Here is a 17,626-nt window from a genome sequence, read left to right on the forward strand (position 1 = left end):
ATCGATGTCGGCGGTACGATCAGGGACCGGAACCCGTGAGCAGGAGCACGCCATGAACCCGGACTGGTGGCAGGACACGCAGGACATCCCGCGCCTGGTGCGCGCAATCTACGAGTGCATTTCCGGCCCGGCAGGGGCGCCGCGCGACTGGGATCGCTTCCGCTTCCTGCAGCATCCGAACGCGCGCAGCCTGCGCACCGTCGTCAACGACGATGGAAGCACCACCGCGAAGGTGTTCGACGTCGACAGCTACATCGCCGACACCACGCCGTTCTTCGCCGTCAACGATTTCTTCGAGATGGAGACGGAGCATCGCGTGCAGCGCTTCGGTCAGGTCGCGCACGTGTGGAGCCGGTACGAAGCGCGCACCGCGCCGGATTCACCGGTGCTGATGCGCGGTGCCAACAGCATCCAGCTGTGCCACGAACACGACCGCTGGTGGGTTTTCAGCACGATCTGGGACAACGAGCGCGACGGCGTCGTGTTCGATCTGTGGTGAATGCGCCTCACATGCCGCTACGCCCACGCGTGCAATGCTGCAGCGATGCGGATGGAACGCTGCACCGCTGGCATTGAGCCGATCCGGCCCCAGATCGGGGGATCGATGCCAAGGAGCGTGCCTGCATGATTCCGTTTTCCGTCCTCGATCTTGCGCCCATCACCGAAGGCAGCAACGCGTCGCAGGCGTTCGCGCACATGCTCGACCTCGCGCAGCATGCCGAGCGCCTGGGTTTCCATCGCTACTGGCTCGCCGAGCACCACAACATGCCCGGCATCGGCAGTGCGGCGACATCGGTCCTGATCGGCCATGTCGCGGGCGGGACGAAGACGATCCGCGTCGGTGCCGGTGGCATCATGCTGCCCAACCACGCACCGCTACAGGTGGCCGAACAGTTCGGCACGCTGGCTTCACTGTATCCCGGCCGTATCGACCTCGGCCTCGGACGCGCGCCGGGCACCGACCACGCGACCGCGCACGCGCTGCGTCGCTATTTCGAAGCGGCGGACATGTTCGCGCAGGACGTCGTCGAACTGCTGCATTACTTCGAACCCGTGCAGCCCGGACAGGCGGTGCGCGCCGTGCCGGGCGCGGGCGTCGAGATGCCGGTGTGGCTGCTCGGTTCCAGCCTGTTCTCGGCACGACTGGCAGCGCAGCTCGGATTGCCGTTCGCGTTCGCATCGCACTTCGCGCCCGATGCGATGGACCATGCGCTGACCATGTACCGGCGCGAGTTCAAGCCGTCCAAGCGCCTGCAGGAACCTTACGCGATACTCGCGCTGAACGTGGTCGCGGCGGACAGCACGGCGCAGGCTCGACGCTTGTTCACCACGTTGCAGCAGGCCTTCGTCAACCTGCGTCGCGGTCGTCCGGGGCTGATTCCGCCGCCGATCGACGACATCGAAGGCTACTGGACGCCGCTGGAGAAAAGCGGCGTCGAGCAGGCGCTGGCGTGTTCGGTCGTCGGTGATGCTGCGACGGTGCGCGAGGGCATCGCGGCGTTCATCGAACGCCATCGCCCGGACGAGATCATGCTGACCGCGAACGTGTTCGAGCACGTCGCGCGCGTGCGCTCGTTCGAGATCGCCGCGCAGGTGTGCCGCACGCTGGGATGACGCCCGCTCAGTGCGGGCGGACTTCGAGCAGTTCCACTTCGAACACCAGCGAGCCGTTCGGCGGAATCACGCCGCCGGCGCCTTCGCGACCATAACCGTACTCCGGCGGAATCATCAGGATGCGCTTGCCACCCACGCGCATGCCGGCGACGCCTTCGTCCCAGCCGCGGATCACGCGGCCCGCGCCGAGCAGGAAGCTGAAGGGCTCCTTGCGATCCAGCGAACTGTCGAACTTGTCGCCGCGTCCGCCTGGAATGCGGCTGTCGTAATTCCAGCCGGTGTAATGCACGACCACGTCCTGGCCCGAGATTGCCACCGCGCCGGTACCGACGCGCTCGTCGATGGATTCGAACTTCGCGATCGTGCCGCCCGGCGGCGGCCCCGGATCGGCGCAGGCCGTGAGCAGGGCGAGGAGGGCGGCGATCGACGCGGTGCGCAGCATGCGCGGCAGGGAAATGTTCATGCGCACAGCGTAATGCAACGGCGAACCGGGCGCGTTGCCGCATTCGCGTAGTTCATTCCTGCACGTGTTCCCTCGTTGCTGCGACATGGCGCCCAGATGCGGGCGCCACGAGTCGCTAACGTCCCATCGAGACGATCACGCGGCCGGAATGCGCCGTTCGTACTCTGCCTCGAGCGGGCCGTGCGTGGCCCAGAAGCCCGGCGGTGTACGGCCGGAGAGACGGTCCGCGAGGATGCCCAGGTGCGTGTGCCAGCCACCCGACACGCTGACCATGCCGTCGCGGCTTCCGAGTCGGCTGTGGGTGAGGACCAGGTGCACTTCGTCGCCGCGCGGCGTGAGTTCGAAGCGCACTTCCGATTCGCCGCTGCCCTCGGCCCAGGTGTAAGCGAGCACGCGCGGCGGATCGCATTCGAGGATATGACCGCCGAAGGACATGCGACCGCCGTACTTCTCGTACTTCGGCGGCGGCGCGACGTCGTTGTCGGTCAGCGCGTTGTTGTGGAAGACCAGCTCGACCTGGCCACCGATGCGCAGGTCCATGTCGCCGGACGCGAGCCAGCTTCCGCGCTTTTCGGATTCGGTGAGGTAGGCCCAGACGCGCTCGATCGGTCCGGGCAGGAGGCGCTCGATGCGCACGGTGTTGGGAGCGATGACAGTGCCGAAGTCGTTCATGGGATGGCTTCCTGGTGGGGGCGGCAGGCGCGCTCAGCGCCTGTTGCGGGGCGGGCGTGGCGTGCGGGACGGGGGCTTGCGCGGCGAGGGGGGCTTGCTGGCGCGGTCTTCCGCACGCAGCAGCGCTTCGAGTACGTCGAGCTTCTGGTTCCAGAACTTCTCGTAATGGCGGATCCACTCCATGCCGGCGTGCAACGGTCCGGCGTCCAGGCGGCACATGTGGATGCGACCCTGGACCTCGCGCTGGACCAGGCCGGCGTGCTCGAGCGCCTTGATGTGCTTGGACGCGGCGGCGAGCGAGATCTCGAACGGCTGGGCCAGTTCGCCCACGCTGCGCGGCTGGCGGGCGAGGTCGCGCAGCATCGCGCGACGGGTGGGATCGGCCAGTGCGCGGAACACGGCGTCGAGGCGTTGGGAGTGATCTTCAACCATGAGGTTGAATATCTTCGTGCGAGTGGAAACTGTCAACCATGTGGTTGAACGTTCCGACGAACGGCATGCTCTGGCCTGCGGCCGCGGCCGTTCACGTTTCGATGATCGGGGGATCGCGCGCTCCAGGAACCGACTCAATGCCGCATCCGAACAAGACCGCGCCGCAACGCCACTTCGGCAAGCATCGCGGCGTGGTGGTGGACAACATCGATCCTCTGCAACTGGGGCGCGTGCTGGTGCAGGTGCCCAAGGTGTTCAATGGCGATGCGCGCTGGGCGATGCCGTGCGTTCCGGTGGCGGGACATCAGAGCGGCATGTTCCTGTTGCCGCCCGTGGGTGCGCCGGTGTGGGTGGAGTTCGAGCAGGGCGATGCCGAGCTGCCGATCTGGGTCGGCGGCTACTGGGTCGATGCCTCGGAACTGCCGTCGCTGGCGCAGGCCGGGCATTCGGTCGCGCCGGCACTGGTGCTGCAGACGCCCGGACAGAACGCGCTGACCGTGTCGGACCTTCCCGGCCCGGACGGCGGCGTCGTGCTGCGCACGCAGGCGGGCGCATCGATCTCGGTCAACGAAGCCGGCATCACCATCAGCAACGGTCGCGGCGCGAGCATCGTCCTGGCCGGCTCGATGGTCACCATCAACGACGGCGCGCTGACGGTGGTCTGACGATGGCCGGCGCGATCGTGCACCTAGGCGCAAGCGTGACCTGCGCGCACGGCGGGCCGGCCGTGCCGACGGTGCCATACTCGCGCGTGACGCTGTCCGGCCATCCGGTCGTCACCGTCGCCGCGCCGTACGAGATCGCGCACTGCAACCTGCAGGCACCCGCCGACGCGCTGCGCTGCACCGGCGGGCAATGGCTGCAGGGCAGCACGCGCGTGTTCGCGGGCGGCCGCGCACTGGTGCTCGACAACAGTCCGTCGATCTGCGTGCCCAACGGTGCGGCGATGCTGGTGCTGGAGTGCCAGACGCGGGTCAACGCAATCTAGCGCTTTTCCTGCATCGCGAACCTGCAATTCCCTACCTGCCGATGGCGCGCTGGCGCAGGCGTGACGTTCGGTCGCCTCGCTACTGTGTCCGCGACTTCGGGAGCGGGGCGAGCGATGCATTGGAGATGGGTTTGGATGCTGGCCGTGCTGTGCGCATCGGCGCAGGCACACGTGGTGCACAAGTGCGTGGCCCCGGGCGCGACGGTGAGCTACCAGGACACACCGTGCCCCGAAGGCGAGCGCGAACACGGCAGCTGGGATGCGATGCCCGAACCGCCACCCAGCGCGGAAGAGCTGCGCGCGCAGGAGGAACGGCGCCGCAGCGGACGCGAGGAGTCGGAGTTCTTCTCGCGCCGTGCGGGCACCAGCGGCACCGGAGTGGCCCGTTTCGCGCCTCAGCGTGCGCCGCGCACGAGCGGCGCCTCATCGTGCGATGCCGCGAAGGCGAAGCGGCAACGCAGGCTCGATGCGGTGGGCCTCAAGCGCACTTACGAGCTGCTGCAGAAGCTCGACGAAGAGGTGCGCGCGGCTTGTGGCTGACTCAGAACGCCAGCTGCAAGCGCACCTGCAACAGGCGCGGATCGTCGTCCACGCCGCGACGACGGCTGTCGGCGATCACGTAGTTGGCCATGACGCGCACGTGCGGGTCGAGGTACCAGGTCGCGCCGAGGTTCCAGTCCGACTGGTATCCGCCTCGCGACGCGGCCGAATCGAGATCCAGCGTGCTGTAGCGAACGAACAGTTCCCACGCCATACCATCGCCGATCGTCGGCGAGGACACCGTGCCGGCCTTGTAGTTGCGGCGATGACCGCTGGGGGACCAGCTCGCCAGCGCGTAACCGCCGCTGCCGCGAAGGTCGGGCAGGTCGGCGCGGGTGGAGCGCACCGCGACCGCTTCGCCCTGCAACGACCATGCGCCGTGGATCCACAGCGCTTCCAGTCCGGCGCGAAGGTTGCGGTCCACATCGGCGATGGTGCCGGTGTCGACCAGGCTGGAAGTCGCGAGCGCACTCTCGGGCTTGCTGGAGAAACGCGCGGTCGCGCTGTCGGGCGAATCGACGCCGGCGCCGATGCCGAGATGGATCAGGTCGTCGCCACGGTGGAACACCCGCGAGGCGCGCGCGGATGCCGCGATGCCTTCGTTCTTTCCGTCGAGACGCTTGCCGAACACGGCCGTGTTCAATGCGTAGTCTCCGGATACATAACCGTAGCCCACGCCGATGCGACGCCCGTACGCGAACGCGCCTGCCAGCGAGGCTTCCATCATGGGCGTCTGTCGCGCACTCGTGGCGTCTTCCATCAGGAACGGCTGCTTGAACTGGCCAAGGCGCAAGGTATGGCCTTTGGCCGGATTCAACTGCAGGACGACGTCGGGTGTCGAGCGATCGGTGAACTCGTGTTCGACATTGAACTGCCATGCATCGCCCTTGAGCACGAAGCCCAGGCGTGCGGAACGGACCTTGTCGACGTCCTCGAACTGTTTGATGTCGGGATCGGCTTCGACCGCATCGTAGTAGACGACGCCGGTCGGCTTGAACGAGATGCCTTCGGCATGGACATGGTTGGAGACGGCCAGGGCGAGCAGGGCGAGGGTGCAGCTGGAACGAAGGGACGGCATGCAATACATCCGGTGATCGTGATCGCGCATCGGCGCGTGGCCGATGCGTTCGTAAGGGAAAGTGGAGCGTGCGTGGCGCACGGTGCGTGCGCCACGCGGCAGACGTCAGAATTCCTGCCAGTCAGTGTCGCCGCCGCTCGCGGCGGCCTTGACGCGGAGCTTCGGCGCAGGCGTCACGCGGCGCGCCGGTGGCACGGCGGTGCGCTTGTTCGGGCGGGGAAGGTCGATGACGTCGGCGGGTGCGGCCTGCGCTGCCTGTGCCGTGCGGGTCGCGCGGAACACCGCCACCGTCTGCACCAGCTGCTCGGCCTGCTGCTCCAGACTGCGCGCAGCGGCGGATGCTTCTTCCACCAGCGCGGCGTTCTGCTGCGTACCCTCGTCCATCGAGGTGATGGCGTGGTTGATCTGGTCGATGCCCGAGCTCTGCTCCTGCGATGCCGCCGAGATGTCCGCGATGATATCGGTCACCTTCCGCACGCTGGTCACGATCTCTTCCATCGTGCGACCGGCGTGACCGACCAGAACGCTGCCTTCCTCGACCTTGGTCATCGAGTCGGTGATCAGCTGCTTGATCTCCTTGGCGGCATTGGCCGAACGTTGTGCGAGCGAGCGCACTTCCGCGGCGACCACCGCGAAGCCGCGGCCCTGCTCGCCGGCCCGCGCGGCTTCGACCGCGGCGTTCAGCGCCAGGATGTTGGTCTGGAAGGCGATGCCGTCGATCACGCCGATGATGTCGCCGATCTTCTTCGACGAGGTGGTGATGTCGTTCATCGTCTGCACGACTTCGCCCACCACCGTACCGCCCTGGCCGGCGACTTCGGCCGCGGTCTGCGCGAGCTGGTTGGCCTGACGCGCGTTGTCGGCGTTCTGGCGCACGGTCGAAGTGAGTTCTTCCATCGACGATGCGGTTTCTTCCAGCGACGCGGCCTGCTGCTCGGTGCGCTGCGACAGGTCGTTGTTGCCGGCGGCGATCTCGGCGGCAGCGCTGCTGATCGCGTCAGAACCCTGTCGGATCTGGCCGACGATCTGCGCGAGCTGCTCGACGGTGCGGTTGGCGTCGTGCGAGAGACGCCCGAACTGGCCGGGCAGTTCGACTTCGACGCGACGATCGAGATCGCCAGCGGTTACCGCGGAGAGCAGAGAACCGACTTCATCCAGCCCGTGGTCGGCGGTAGCCATCAGTTCGTTCAATGCCTGCACCACGTCGCGATAGACGAATTCGAAATGCTGCGCATCGCCACGTACGGAGAAATCGCCCGCGACCGCGGCGTCGACCAGCGTCTTTATCTCGGCGTTGATTGCCTGCATGCCCTGCTTGACCGAGTCGACGGCGGCGGTGATGCGCGCCTTCTGGCCCGGCAGGCGGTCCATGTCCACCGACAGGTCGCCGCGCGCATAGGCCGCGACGACCTCGATCGCACGGGCGTTCATCTGGATGTGCGACTGCACCAGTGCGTTGATCTGCTGCGCCATGCGACCGTACGCGCCGGGCAGGGCAGAGCTGTCGACGCGGAAGTCGATCTCGCCTTCGTCGTGGCGGCGCGCGATCTCGCCCTGCGCCTGTTCGAAGCGCTGCAGCGTGGCCTGCATCTGCTGCATGCTGCGCAGCAGGCGGCCGGCCTCGTCCTCGCTTTCCACGACGATGCGGTCGTCGATGCGGCCCGCCGCGATGCCCTCGGCAACCTGCGTCGCGCGCAGCAGCGGACGGGAGATGGCGCGCGCGAGCAGCACGCCGAGCGCCGTCGCGAGCAGCACCAGCACGCCGATGCCGATGGCCATGCTGAGCTGGGTGCGGTGGTAGTCGGCCTCGGACTGCGCGACCAGCGCGTCCAGCCCCTTGGCGTTGTGCTCGGTCAGCACGTCCAGGGCCTCGAACAGCTTCCGGCGCGACGGACGCGATTCCTCGCCGGATACACGCCTGGCCTCGTCGAAATCGTCGGCGGCGATCGCGGCCATCATCCGACCGTGCGCGGCGAAGTAATTGTCCAGCCCGGCGCGTACCGTGCCGAACAGCCTGCGCTCCTCGTCGCCGTTGATGAGCTTCTCGTATGCCGACAGGGTCTCCTTCAGATCGGTCTCCACGCCGTTCATGCGCTTGCTGTAGTCGGCCAGTTCCTCGGCCTTGCCCTGGAACTGCAGCTGCGAGATCTCGTAGGTCCGGTACTCGCCCAGTTGTCCGCGCATGCCGAGCAGATGGCGGACCGACGGCACCCAGTTGCGGTTGATGTCGGTGATCTGCGTGTTGCGCGTGCTCAGCTGGACCATTGCGTAACCGCCAAGCGTGGCGGCCAGTGCGATGACGACGACGAAAGCCACTGCCAGTTTCCGGGCAATGGAGAGATTCCTGAAGGTATTCATGGGGGGTGTTTATCCGTAAGCGGACAAGGCCGCGGATTGTTTCAATCCGGTTAACGGCGGCCCCCATGAGGGCTGAAGACGCAAAGCTGAACGCCCGGTCAGGTAAATCCCGACCGGGTATGTGGGGAGAATCGGACGCGTCGTCGATACGCGTCGGTATGCGTTACGCGGTTTCCTGTTCCGCCGCGATGCGCGCGATCTCCGCTTCGAGCAGTTGCGGATGCACGAGGAACTGGTCGCTGGCGAGCAGTTCGCGTCCGCGCTCGTGCACGGCCACGCGCTCGAGCTGGATGTTGGGGCCGTCGCGGAACAACTCGATGTAGCTGTCAAGCACGCCCGACAGGGTGCCCTGAGCGGTGTCGGGTGCGGCGAGGATCAACTGCAGGCCGAGTGAGCGCAGGTAATTTGTGGTGGCGCGCGCGTTCTGCGCGTCGATCTTGTCGCCGAACTCGTCGAGCATGATCACGCCGATGCCGCCCTGCTGGCCTTCGCCCTTGCCGTAGGCGGCGGCGAGTGCGGCGCCGGCGATCACGTACAGCGGCGCGCGGTGCTCGCCGCCGGAGCCCGAACGCATGCGCTCGCTGAGCGTGCCGATCACCGTGTCCTCCTGCTTGATCACCACCTCGAACGTGAAGAAGCGGCGGTAATCGTCGAGCGGCGAGGGCGTGCCCGCGGCCTTGCCGCCCCGGTCCTCGATGATGTCGCGGAACGCGGCAGGCACTTCGCCGGCAGTGCCAAACAGCGTGTCGCTCTCGCCGACTTCGGCGGCCTTGCCGATGAAGCGGTGCAGCTCGCGGAACTCCGGTGCGACGTCGTAACGGAACTCGTAGCGCTCGTTGTTCGAGAACGCCGGGCTGCGTCGCAGCGTGCGGTTGAGCGTGCCGATCTGATGGCGCAGGCGGGTGAAGTTGTCGTACAGCGCCGAGGCCACATTGGCGCGGAAGGTCTCGACCGCGGTGGTGTAGGCCTCGTCGGCGGCGGACTGGTGCTGCACCAGCTCGGTGCCCTGCAGGTAGGCGATGTCCTTGCCGAGCAGTGCGCTGGCACGGCGCCACTCGTGCGCTTCCATCTCTAGCGTGACGACGTGGTCCTTCGCGTATTGCTGGAAGCGGCTCCACGCCTCGGGATTGAGGCGATCGAGCAGCTTGTCGCTCTCGTCCGCGCGCGCCTGGCAACGCTGCATGCGCTCGGCGAGCTCCGGGTGCTTCGCATCGAGATCGTCGCGATGCTGTTCGACCAGATTCGCATCGACGTCGGCATGCGCGAACGCCTCGCTCGCGGCGCGCGCGATGGCGTCGCTGCCTTCTCGCAACGCAGTCAGGGCGGTTTCGGCTTCGCCACGCTTGCCCTCGGACAGCGCTTCTTCGCGCAGCAGGCGTTCGACCAGTTCTTCCAGTTCGCGGCGATGCTGTTCGGCTTCGCGCGCGTGTTCGCTCAAGCGCAGAAGGTCAGGGCTCTCGAGCGCGTCGCGGCTCTCGACCAGCGAGCGGTAGCGCGACGCGGCCTCGCGGTGCTGCAACAGCAGCGCGTGCGCGGCGCCAGCGAGCTCCTCGGCGTCGCCGATGCGCGACAGGCCAGTGGCGCTGGCCTGAAGCGGGCGCCAGCGTGCTTCGAGCTCGCGAATGCGACGCTCCTCGCTGTCCAGTTCCTCACGCAGCAGGCGTGCGCGTTCGCGGTTGCCGCTGGCGCCGATCTTGAGTTCGCCCGCGGCTGGGAGGCGCTGGCGTTCCACGCCGCCGCCCTTCGCGACCAGTCCGTCCTTGCTGAGCCCGTGGCGCGTGCGCACGACCTCGGCGTCGGTCTCGACGCAGCGCAGGTCGCCGAGCTGGCGGCGAAGGTAGGCGAGGGCGTCGGTGTTGTCGCTGGCGAGCAGCGCAGCGACCTGGTTGGACGAGGGTTCGTTGTCGTTGCGTGCGTTGCGTGCCTGGCTGGTCAATGCGAGCTTCACGCCGTACACCGAACGCGGACCCTGCAGGTCGCGGTACAGGCGCACCGCGCGTTCCTCATGCTCCGGGGGAATCAGCAGCGCTTCGACGTGGCTGCGCAGGTAGGCTTCGATCGCGCGTTGCCAGCTCGCATCGGTGACCTGCACCAGGTCGCACACCGGGCGCGCGACGATGCCCTCGTCGGCGAGGTAGCCCATCAGGCGCACCACGTCCGGGCGCAGCTCGGCCTTGCCCGCGTGCAGGCGCGCGAGGTTCTCGCGTGCGGCGGCGGCGCGCTGCTTCGACTGCTCCAACGCATTGTGCTGCTCGCGTTCGTGCGCGCGCACGGCCGCGATCAGCGGCGCGGCTTCGACGATGGCCGCATGCAGCTGCGCGTGCAGCGCGTCGGGCACCACGTCGATGTCCGCATCGCCGGCGAGCGAGGCGATCTGCTGGTACAGCGCACGCCAAGGCGCGGTCGCGCGCTCGGTGGATGCGGCGTCGACGGCTGGAATGTCGAGCTTCGCCGCCGCCTGCAGCTGGTCGCGCACGTAGCCGGCGCTGACCATCAGTTCCTTTTTCAGTCGCGCCAGTTCAGCCTGGTAGGGGCGCAGCAGTTCGGCGAACGAGCTCTGTTCGCCATAGCCCTGCGTGCCCTGCAGGCGACGGTTCGCTTCCTCGGCGGACTGGCGGGCGCTCTCGCGGTCGCTGCGCGCCTGCGCGAGCGCACGTTGCTTCTGGCGCAGAGTGGTCTCGGCGGCCTCGAGCGCCTGTTCGGCGGTATCGACCTGTTCCCAGTGCAGGTCGCGGCGGTACTCCGCACCGAGCGCACGGTACGAAGCGGCGCGCGTGGCCTGCTGGGCGATCCTGCGGTAGTGCTGTTCGACGTCCTGCGCCTGTTCGATCCGGCGCGCGACCTGTTCGATCTTCTCCTTGATCTGGCGGAAGCCTTCGAGCAGGGCGCGGAAACGGGAGATCTCGGTCGGGCGCTCTTCGGCGACGAGCGTGCGCACGAACAGGTCGACATCGTTGACGCGCTGCAGGTTCAGCGCGTTCTGGAATGCCTTGCGGTAGGCGGTTGCGTCCAGGAACGACGTCGGGCCCGGGCGCAGGCGGTGCAGCAGGTCCTTCACGAACCGGTCGCTGCCCGTGTGCAGTTCGGCCTTGGTGCCGGCGGTCTTGCAGCGCTGTGCGATGCGTTCGCGGAACGTCGCCCACTCCAGCGGAAGCTGCTTGTCCTTCACGACCTCCAGGTGATCGTCCAGCGTCAGCGCCACGCGCGGCAGCAGGTAGAGGCCGTGCAGGCGATGGTCGGGCTCGTTGACCGAGGCGCCCAGCGCGATGCCCGCGCTCAAGGTCTCCCCGCTGGCCTGGTCTTCGAACACCAGGCTGATGTAGGTGGTCGCGGTGCGTCGCGCATGGCCATCCTCGCCACTGCGGTACACGCCGAGGCAATAGTCGCGGATGCTGCGAGCGCGATGACTGCCGCCGGCCTGCGCGTTGAAGCGGATCTGGTTGCGGTCGCCACCCAGCATCACCACCTGCAGCGCATCGAGCAGCGCGCTCTTGCCCGCGCCGTTGGGCGCGATCACGGCGGTGGTGAGGTCGAGTTCGAGGGTCTCGGCCTGGAACAGGAAGAACTGGATCAGGTGGACGCGCTTAAGCTGGAACATCGGAGGTCTCCTCTTCGACGCTCTCGTCTTCGTCGCGGTTGTGCTGGTCCAGGCGCTGCAGCCATTGCGCGCCGACGATCTCGACGATGGCCGGGCGCACCAGCACGCGGAACGGCTGCGCGTCGTCCGCTTCGCAATCCTCGATTCGGCACACCGACCAGCGTCGCAGCGTGCGCAGCAATGCGCGCAGCAGGCCGACTTCCGGCATCTGCCGTCCAGTCAGCGCGGGATAGGCTTCCTGCAGATCGGGCAGCTCGACGACGGCGTCGCCGTGTTCCTCGACCTGTCCCATCCGCATCGCCGCGTCGTAGCGCTGGCGCAGCACCAGCACCAGCAGGGTCTCGTCGAGCGTCACCGCAACGCCTTCGCCGTGCGAGGGCAGGGCGACCACGTAACGGTAGTGCGCGTTGCGTTCGAGGCGGATGCCGAGCGGTTCCAGCGCGGAAACGAAATCGTCGAACCAGCTCTCGACGAGGTGGTAGGCGTTCTTCGAGCGGCGATCGGCGCTGTAGAGCACCTGTTCGGTCACCAGCCGGTACGCGGCGCGCTCGAAATCCTGGGGCGCGTACACGCCGTTGGTGAGCTGGCTCAATGTGGTCCAGGAACGTTTCATGCGGTCTTCCGGGTGCGGCGCAGCACGAAACGTGGCGCCTGCAGGTAATCGTTGCCGGCACGCTGGCCTTCGACGGGTTCGATGCGGAACCCGCGCAGCATCCGGTTGAGGGGGTCGTCGCGGCGCAGGCCACCGCCGCGACGACTACGCAGCGCGAGCGTGAGCAGGGTCTGGTACGCGCGGAAATCGGCGATGGTGTCGATCTGCAGCGATTGCGAGTCGAGCGTGTCGGCGTCGTGCCACTGGCGATCGACGTAGCGCGCGAGATCCTCGGGCATCACCAGCCGCACGCGCTTCATCTGGCGCAGCAGGTTGAGGCGCGCGAGCTGCTCGGGCGTCGGTTCGGCGAGGCTGTTGGCGGTGCGCGGGATCGGGCGCGGCCGTGCCTGCGGCGCGCGCAGGCGTTCCTCGTCCATCAGCGCGCCGGGCGCGACCGGCAGGCGCAGTTCGTCCTCGGGCGCGTTGAGTGCACCACGGCAAGCGCGTTGCAGCAGGGTGTCGAGGCGGTCTGGCGCGCGCAGCCGGTAGTCGAGGAAGGCGAGCGCGCGGCGGTTGGCCTGGCGGATGTCTTCGTCGAGCCGCTGCAGGTATTCGTCGATGCGGTCGAGTTCGTGCAGGCGACGCACGCTGCGTTGCAGGCGCTGCTGCGCGCGTTCGCGGTCGCCCTGCGTGGCGCGGTCGGCGTACCACTGCACCATCGTCTCGCGCAGCTCGGAGTGTTCGATCTGCCGAACCATCCCGAGGATGGACGTGCGCCGCGCGAGCGGATGGTCTTCCCGGTGGAGTTCGGCGTAGTCGCCGACGAACAGCTCGCGCACGTAGCGTTCGAACAGCGTGCGCGCGAACTGCGCGGTGCTCTCGGCGCGACTCAGCTCGGGCATCAGGTCGCGGATCTGCACGCCGATCGCGCTGACGTGCGACAGCAGCTGGCGGGCCTGGTCGGCGGCTTCGTCCAGGGTGTCGGCGCCGGCGTGGCCCTCGACCACCTGGCGCAGCTGCAGTTCGATCGAGCGGACCTTGGCGCCGATGAAGGCCGGGCCACGTTCGGCGAAGTCGATCAGTGCCGTCAGCAGCTGGGCCACGGCCGGGGTCATCGACACCATCTCGCGCGCGCCCACGCGTTCCTGGCGCAGCCAGCCGGCGGCGCGGAAACGTTCGTAGATGCCGGCTGCACGGGCGGCCAGCGGCGCGTCGGGGGCTTCGCCCTCGTCCTCCCACGGGTCGTCTGTCAGCAGGCAGCGTTCGATCGCCGCGGTGATCTCGCGACGCGGGAAGCCGTGACTGGGCGGGACCGGTGCGTCCGGACCGAAGAACTCGCCGAACAGGCGGCACAGCAGTTGCCAGTAACGCAGGCGGTTGGTCGACGCCAGGGGGCCGAAGAGTCCATCCGGTACGACCGAGAACAGCGGCGGCACCGAGGTGAATGCGGTCAAACGATGGCCCCCGTTCCTGCGCTGCGTGTCCCCGGTTATCCCGAGCCCGGGGGACTTTAGCGTGGATCGGCCGGTTCTTCGATGGGCGCGGCTGGCCACGTCGCCGCGCCCCCCGGTCCGTCGTTGGTCACCAGTTCGCCCGGAGTCCCAGATTGGCCTCCCAGGAGCGCCGATCGTCGTCGAAGCCGACCTGATAGCCGACGTTGGCGTAGATGAAGCGGTTTCGGTCGATGTCTCCGGTGAAGCCGGCCTCCACTTCCCACCAGCCGCCGCCCATGTCGCTGTGGAAGGGCGCGAAGCCGTTGCGCGAGGAGAACTCCGTGACCGCGTCGCCCCAGCCGGTGCGGTCGAGCACGCGCGCGGGGTCGTCGTCGTCCGACCAGTCGCGGGAGAGCCGGGCGCTTAGCCGGCCGGCGATCCGGTGGACATGTTCGACCTGCGTCTTTGGCCGAGTCCATGCGGCCGCGCAGCTGGTCCTGTTCGTCGACGCAGTCGTGCAGCTGTCGAGTCATGGCAAAGGCATCGGCTCGACGTTCGACACAGTGCAGAAGACGCGAAGGCGAATGAAGCCGCCGCCGAAGTGAGCGCGTCGTGAAATCCGCGCCGCATGAACATCGAACTCCATCACCTGCGAACCCAGCTCGCGTGTTCGCCGTGGCATGCTTGCCACGCGCGTGCGAAGCGATCACAGTCGCCGCGAGCGGCCGGTGCGCGGCTCGCCACTCGCACCCCCCATATGGAGCAGGGAACGATGAGCGCGATGATGAAGCAGACGGCCACGCGGAGTGCGATCGCGAAGTTCGTCTTCGCATTCGCGATGATGACGGCATCGGCGACGGCCATCTCGGCCGACAAGGTCACCACCGTGCCCGTGAAGTTCGCCAAGGGCGCGAGCAGCGCGACGATCAAAGGCGACTTCGCCGGTTACGACAGCGTGCAGTACACGCTCGCGGCAAAGGCCGGGCAGTCGATGACGGTGAAGGTCGCCGGCAGCACCAACGCGAACTTCAACGTGTTCGCGCCCGGTGCCACGCCCGGACAGGCGCAGGCGCTGGGGCAGGGCGGCGTCGGCAGCGACTGGTCGGGCGCGTTGCCCGCGACCGGCACGTACACCGTGCAGGTCTACCAGATGCGCGCTTCGGCACGGCGCGGCGAGAAGGTCGCGTACACGATCACGGTCGGCATCCGCTGACGCGCGACTCGTCGGATCGGGTCGTCGCGCGGTACGCTAGCGCCGCGATGCGTCGACGCGCGACGCGACCGTCATCCATTCCCGGAGGATCGATGCTGCGCCGGCTCGGACGACTTGCCTGCATGTTCGTGCTGTTCGTCGCGCTGGCGCCCATCGCGCACGCGCAGACGGTGGTCGCGCCCGAAAGCGCACCTGCCACGCCGGCCAAGCCGAACTCGATCCCGGTCGCCGACATCGCCACGCGTGCCGATACCGACGAGCGTTTCGCCGAAAGCGTGATCCTGCGCGCGATGTCGCCCGATCCGGCCGAACAGCTCGCTCCCGCGCTGCAGGCCATCTCGAAATCGGTCGAAGAGAAGCTTCGCGAGTTCAAGCCAGAAGAGCTGCGCAACCTGCCGGTCATGCGCCTGGAAAGCCTGGAGCGGCACTGGAAGTTCGATGCGCGCCGTTTCGCGCGTTGGCAGTCGGACATGCGCCAGGCAGCCACCCCGTACGCACAGGACGCGGCGGAACTCGCGCGCCGTCGAGCCGACTGGGAGGCCACGCAGGAGGCGGCGAAGAGTGGCGACTTCGCACCCGCGCTGGCCGCGCGCGTGGACACGCTGGTAAGCGGACTGCGCAAGGCGGAGCAGTCGCTATCGACGCCGCTCGTGCGCCAGATCGATCTGGGGCGTCGCGCCAACGCGGTCGATGCGCGGATACAGGCCGGTCTGAAGTCCGTCGCCGCTGCGATCGACTACATCGACAGTCGTCTGATTCGACTCGACGCACCGCCACTGTGGCAGGCGCGTCCGACCGGCGCCGGTAAGAGCGCCACCGACAGCATCGTCGCCGGGCTCTCGATCGAAGCGCATTTCGCCCGGGAATACACCGCAGCCGACACCGGAAACCAGCGGGCGCTGCACGTCTTCCAGCTGTTGCTGCTGCCGCTGCTGATATGGCTGTCGATCCGCAGTCGTCGTTCGGCGGAGGAGGGCGACGCCGACGAGTCGTCGACGCGCGTGCTGCGACGTCCGGTCTCGTCGTGGCTGTTGCTGTCGATGATGGCGGTGCTGGCGTTCGAGCCCGACGCACCGCTGATGGTGCATCAGGTCGCCATGCTCATCGCGCTGGTCCCGGTGCTGCGCCTGCTGCCGCGCGAAAGCCGGCGCCTGCTTGGCCCGTGGCCCTACGTCGCGACCGGCCTGTACCTGCTCGAACGCCTGGCTTTCCTGATCCTCGCCAATTCTTTCCTGTACCGCCTGTACTACCTCGGGCTTACCACGCTGGCGTTGCTGCTGATGCTGTGGCTGCTGTGGCGTTCGCGCCATGCGCCGCAGGCGGGCTTCACGGGAAAGATGGGCAAGGCGGTACATGTCGCGGCGTGGGTCAGTGTGATTCTGCTCGCCACATCGCTGGTATCGAACGTGATCGGCAACGTGTCGCTGGCCGAGATGCTCACCGCCGGCGTGATCGACAGCGGCTACCTCGCGCTGGTGCTGTACGCGGGCGTCACCGTCTTCGTTGCGCTGCTGCGCTTGATGCTCGCAGGCCGCGGCGTGGCACGCTTCCGTTTGGCACGCGAGCACGCGCCGCCGGTGGCACTGCTGGTGATCCGCCTGCTCACGCTGGTGGCGATGGCGGGCTGGGTCGTGTTCGCGGCCAACCGCTTCCGCATCTTCCGGCCGCTGTACGCGTTCTTCTCGTCGATCCTCACGCATACGTTCCAGTTCGGCGAGATCACCATCAGCCTTGGCCACGTACTGGTGTTCGCGGTCTCGGTTCTGATCGCATTCTGGGCGGCGAAGACGGTGCGCTTCCTGCTGCAGGAGGAGGTGCTCACGCGGATGTCGCTGCCGCGCGGCGTTGGCAACAGCGTGGCCTCTTTGACGTACTACGCGCTGTTGCTGCTGGGCGTGGTGGTGGCCTTGTCGGCGGCGGGCTTCAAGATCAGCCAGCTCGCCTTCGTGTTCGGCGCGCTCGGCGTGGGCATCGGCTTCGGCCTGCAGACCGTGGTCAACAATTTCGTCTCCGGCCTCATCCTGATGTTCGAGCGACCGATCCAGCCCGGCGACGTGGTCGAGATCACCGGTACCTCCGGGCGCGTGCGCGAGATCGGTATGCGCGCCACGACGATCAAGACCTTCGACGGCGCCGACGTGGTCGTGCCGAATGGCACCCTGCTGTCGGAAAAGCTCATCAACTGGACGCTGCTCGACCGCAATCGCCGCCTCGACATCAACCTGGGAGTGGCCTATGGCAGCGATCCGCTCAAGGTGATCGAACTGCTCAAGGTCGCGATCAAGCAGACGCCGGGCGTTTCGTCCGATCCGGCGCCGGCCGTGCTGTTCATGGGGCTGGGCGCGAGTTCGCTGGACTTCGGTCTGCGCGTGTGGACGTACGACTACGACAACAGCGTCAACGTGCGCAGCGACCTGGTCACGCGCATCTATACCGCACTGGTCGAGGCGGGCGTGGAGATCCCGTATCCGCAGCAGGACCTGCACCTGCGCAGCGTCTCGCAGGACGTCGCCGCGATGTTCGCGCGGTCGCCTTCGATCCGGCCCGGCGACGAGCCGGCCTGACGCATCGTCGATCGCCCTGATCCCGGTCAAGCCGGGCGCGATCGTGCATATGACGCATCGCCATGTCGGCGTGCGGTGCGC

The 17,626-nt window shown here is 67.7% G+C and carries 16 protein-coding genes; 7 read left to right on the plus strand and 9 right to left on the minus strand.

Annotated features, from left to right (window positions below):
- Positions 1-52: 52 nt before the first annotated feature.
- Together FOF45_RS15130 and FOF45_RS15135 are read left to right on the plus strand one after the other, a co-directional pair.
- Positions 53-499 carry a hypothetical protein gene (locus FOF45_RS15130; RefSeq protein WP_158986282.1) on the plus strand — a complete coding sequence of 149 codons (447 nt, stop codon included), beginning with the start codon at positions 53-55 and terminating at the stop codon, positions 497-499.
- Positions 500-624: 125 nt separating this feature from the next.
- The gene (locus FOF45_RS15135) at positions 625-1,614 is read left to right on the plus strand and encodes an LLM class flavin-dependent oxidoreductase (protein ID WP_158986284.1); all 990 of its coding nucleotides are present in this window, start codon (positions 625-627) and stop codon (positions 1,612-1,614) included.
- Positions 1,615-1,621: 7 nt separating this feature from the next.
- On the opposite strand, the gene FOF45_RS15140 is transcribed toward FOF45_RS15135, so the two are convergent.
- From FOF45_RS15140 to FOF45_RS15150, 3 genes are all read right to left on the minus strand, one after another.
- Positions 1,622-2,077, minus strand: coding sequence for an FKBP-type peptidyl-prolyl cis-trans isomerase (locus tag FOF45_RS15140; RefSeq protein WP_158986286.1), 456 nt, complete (start codon positions 2,075-2,077; stop codon positions 1,622-1,624).
- A gap of 135 nt (positions 2,078-2,212) precedes the next feature.
- On the minus strand, positions 2,213-2,749 hold the full coding sequence (locus FOF45_RS15145; protein WP_158986288.1) for an SRPBCC family protein: 537 nt from the start codon (positions 2,747-2,749) through the stop codon (positions 2,213-2,215).
- 33 nt (positions 2,750-2,782) lie between these two features.
- The gene (locus tag FOF45_RS15150) at positions 2,783-3,181 is read right to left on the minus strand and encodes an ArsR/SmtB family transcription factor (RefSeq protein WP_158986290.1); all 399 of its coding nucleotides are present in this window, start codon (positions 3,179-3,181) and stop codon (positions 2,783-2,785) included.
- Between the two features lie 137 nt (positions 3,182-3,318).
- Here FOF45_RS15150 and FOF45_RS15155 point away from each other — a divergent pair, with 137 nt between their 5' ends.
- From FOF45_RS15155 to FOF45_RS15165, 3 genes are all read left to right on the plus strand, one after another.
- Entirely contained in the window at positions 3,319-3,846 is a 528-nt protein-coding gene (locus FOF45_RS15155; RefSeq protein ID WP_158986292.1) for a phage baseplate assembly protein V, read from the plus strand.
- Between the two features lie 2 nt (positions 3,847-3,848).
- Positions 3,849-4,169: a hypothetical protein gene (locus FOF45_RS15160; RefSeq protein ID WP_158986294.1), complete on the plus strand. Its 321-nt coding sequence runs from the start codon at positions 3,849-3,851 to the stop codon at positions 4,167-4,169.
- 135 nt (positions 4,170-4,304) lie between these two features.
- On the plus strand, positions 4,305-4,709 hold the full coding sequence (locus FOF45_RS15165) for a DUF4124 domain-containing protein (protein ID WP_158986296.1): 405 nt from the start codon (positions 4,305-4,307) through the stop codon (positions 4,707-4,709).
- A gap of 1 nt (position 4,710) precedes the next feature.
- Here FOF45_RS15165 and FOF45_RS15170 read toward each other — a convergent pair whose 3' ends face one another.
- The 6 genes from FOF45_RS15170 to FOF45_RS15195 all read right to left on the minus strand — a co-directional run bounded on the left by FOF45_RS15170 (position 4,711) and on the right by FOF45_RS15195 (position 14,207).
- The gene (locus FOF45_RS15170) at positions 4,711-5,787 is read right to left on the minus strand and encodes an OprO/OprP family phosphate-selective porin (protein WP_158986298.1); all 1,077 of its coding nucleotides are present in this window, start codon (positions 5,785-5,787) and stop codon (positions 4,711-4,713) included.
- Between the two features lie 105 nt (positions 5,788-5,892).
- Positions 5,893-8,145: a methyl-accepting chemotaxis protein gene (locus FOF45_RS18490; RefSeq protein WP_158986300.1), complete on the minus strand. Its 2,253-nt coding sequence runs from the start codon at positions 8,143-8,145 to the stop codon at positions 5,893-5,895.
- Between the two features lie 163 nt (positions 8,146-8,308).
- Positions 8,309-11,743, minus strand: coding sequence for an SbcC/MukB-like Walker B domain-containing protein (locus FOF45_RS15180; protein ID WP_158986302.1), 3,435 nt, complete (start codon positions 11,741-11,743; stop codon positions 8,309-8,311).
- On the minus strand, positions 11,730-12,356 hold the full coding sequence (locus FOF45_RS15185) for a DUF4194 domain-containing protein (protein ID WP_158986304.1): 627 nt from the start codon (positions 12,354-12,356) through the stop codon (positions 11,730-11,732). Before FOF45_RS15185 ends, FOF45_RS15180 begins: the two co-directional genes overlap by 14 nt.
- Complete coding sequence (locus FOF45_RS15190; RefSeq protein WP_158986306.1) at positions 12,353-13,789, minus strand: Wadjet anti-phage system protein JetA family protein; 1,437 nt, start codon at positions 13,787-13,789, stop codon at positions 12,353-12,355. The genes FOF45_RS15185 and FOF45_RS15190 overlap by 4 nt, the downstream gene beginning before the upstream one ends.
- 127 nt (positions 13,790-13,916) lie before the next feature.
- Positions 13,917-14,207, minus strand: a complete 291-nt coding sequence (locus FOF45_RS15195; protein WP_158987567.1) for an autotransporter outer membrane beta-barrel domain-containing protein — start codon at positions 14,205-14,207, stop codon at positions 13,917-13,919.
- Positions 14,208-14,540: 333 nt separating this feature from the next.
- On the opposite strand from FOF45_RS15195, the gene FOF45_RS15200 reads away from it, so the two are divergent.
- Both FOF45_RS15200 and FOF45_RS15205 read left to right on the plus strand, forming a co-directional pair.
- Complete coding sequence (locus tag FOF45_RS15200; RefSeq protein WP_199244499.1) at positions 14,541-14,981, plus strand: pre-peptidase C-terminal domain-containing protein; 441 nt, start codon at positions 14,541-14,543, stop codon at positions 14,979-14,981.
- A 92-nt stretch (positions 14,982-15,073) separates the two neighbouring features.
- On the plus strand, positions 15,074-17,545 hold the full coding sequence (locus tag FOF45_RS15205) for a mechanosensitive ion channel domain-containing protein (RefSeq protein ID WP_158986308.1): 2,472 nt from the start codon (positions 15,074-15,076) through the stop codon (positions 17,543-17,545).
- Positions 17,546-17,626 lie beyond the last annotated feature (81 nt).

Source organism: Lysobacter panacisoli (assembly GCF_009765165.1).
In the GTDB taxonomy this organism is placed as follows: Bacteria; Pseudomonadota; Gammaproteobacteria; order Xanthomonadales; family Xanthomonadaceae; genus Lysobacter_J; species Lysobacter_J panacisoli.

Coding starts and splice junctions, on each gene's coding strand:
- FOF45_RS15160 (WP_158986294.1), top strand. CDS start 3,849: ATGGCCGGCGCGATCGTGCACCTAGGCGCAAGCGTGACCTGCGCGCAC.
- FOF45_RS15145 (WP_158986288.1), bottom strand. CDS start 2,749: ATGAACGACTTCGGCACTGTCATCGCTCCCAACACCGTGCGCATCGAG.
- FOF45_RS15180 (WP_158986302.1), bottom strand. CDS start 11,743: ATGTTCCAGCTTAAGCGCGTCCACCTGATCCAGTTCTTCCTGTTCCAG.
- FOF45_RS15165 (WP_158986296.1), top strand. CDS start 4,305: ATGCTGGCCGTGCTGTGCGCATCGGCGCAGGCACACGTGGTGCACAAG.
- FOF45_RS18490 (WP_158986300.1), bottom strand. CDS start 8,145: ATGAATACCTTCAGGAATCTCTCCATTGCCCGGAAACTGGCAGTGGCT.
- FOF45_RS15155 (WP_158986292.1), top strand. CDS start 3,319: ATGCCGCATCCGAACAAGACCGCGCCGCAACGCCACTTCGGCAAGCAT.
- FOF45_RS15200 (WP_199244499.1), top strand. CDS start 14,541: ATGAGCGCGATGATGAAGCAGACGGCCACGCGGAGTGCGATCGCGAAG.
- FOF45_RS15185 (WP_158986304.1), bottom strand. CDS start 12,356: ATGAAACGTTCCTGGACCACATTGAGCCAGCTCACCAACGGCGTGTAC.
- FOF45_RS15205 (WP_158986308.1), top strand. CDS start 15,074: ATGCTGCGCCGGCTCGGACGACTTGCCTGCATGTTCGTGCTGTTCGTC.
- FOF45_RS15140 (WP_158986286.1), bottom strand. CDS start 2,077: ATGAACATTTCCCTGCCGCGCATGCTGCGCACCGCGTCGATCGCCGCC.
- FOF45_RS15150 (WP_158986290.1), bottom strand. CDS start 3,181: ATGGTTGAAGATCACTCCCAACGCCTCGACGCCGTGTTCCGCGCACTG.
- FOF45_RS15170 (WP_158986298.1), bottom strand. CDS start 5,787: ATGCCGTCCCTTCGTTCCAGCTGCACCCTCGCCCTGCTCGCCCTGGCC.
- FOF45_RS15130 (WP_158986282.1), top strand. CDS start 53: ATGAACCCGGACTGGTGGCAGGACACGCAGGACATCCCGCGCCTGGTG.
- FOF45_RS15135 (WP_158986284.1), top strand. CDS start 625: ATGATTCCGTTTTCCGTCCTCGATCTTGCGCCCATCACCGAAGGCAGC.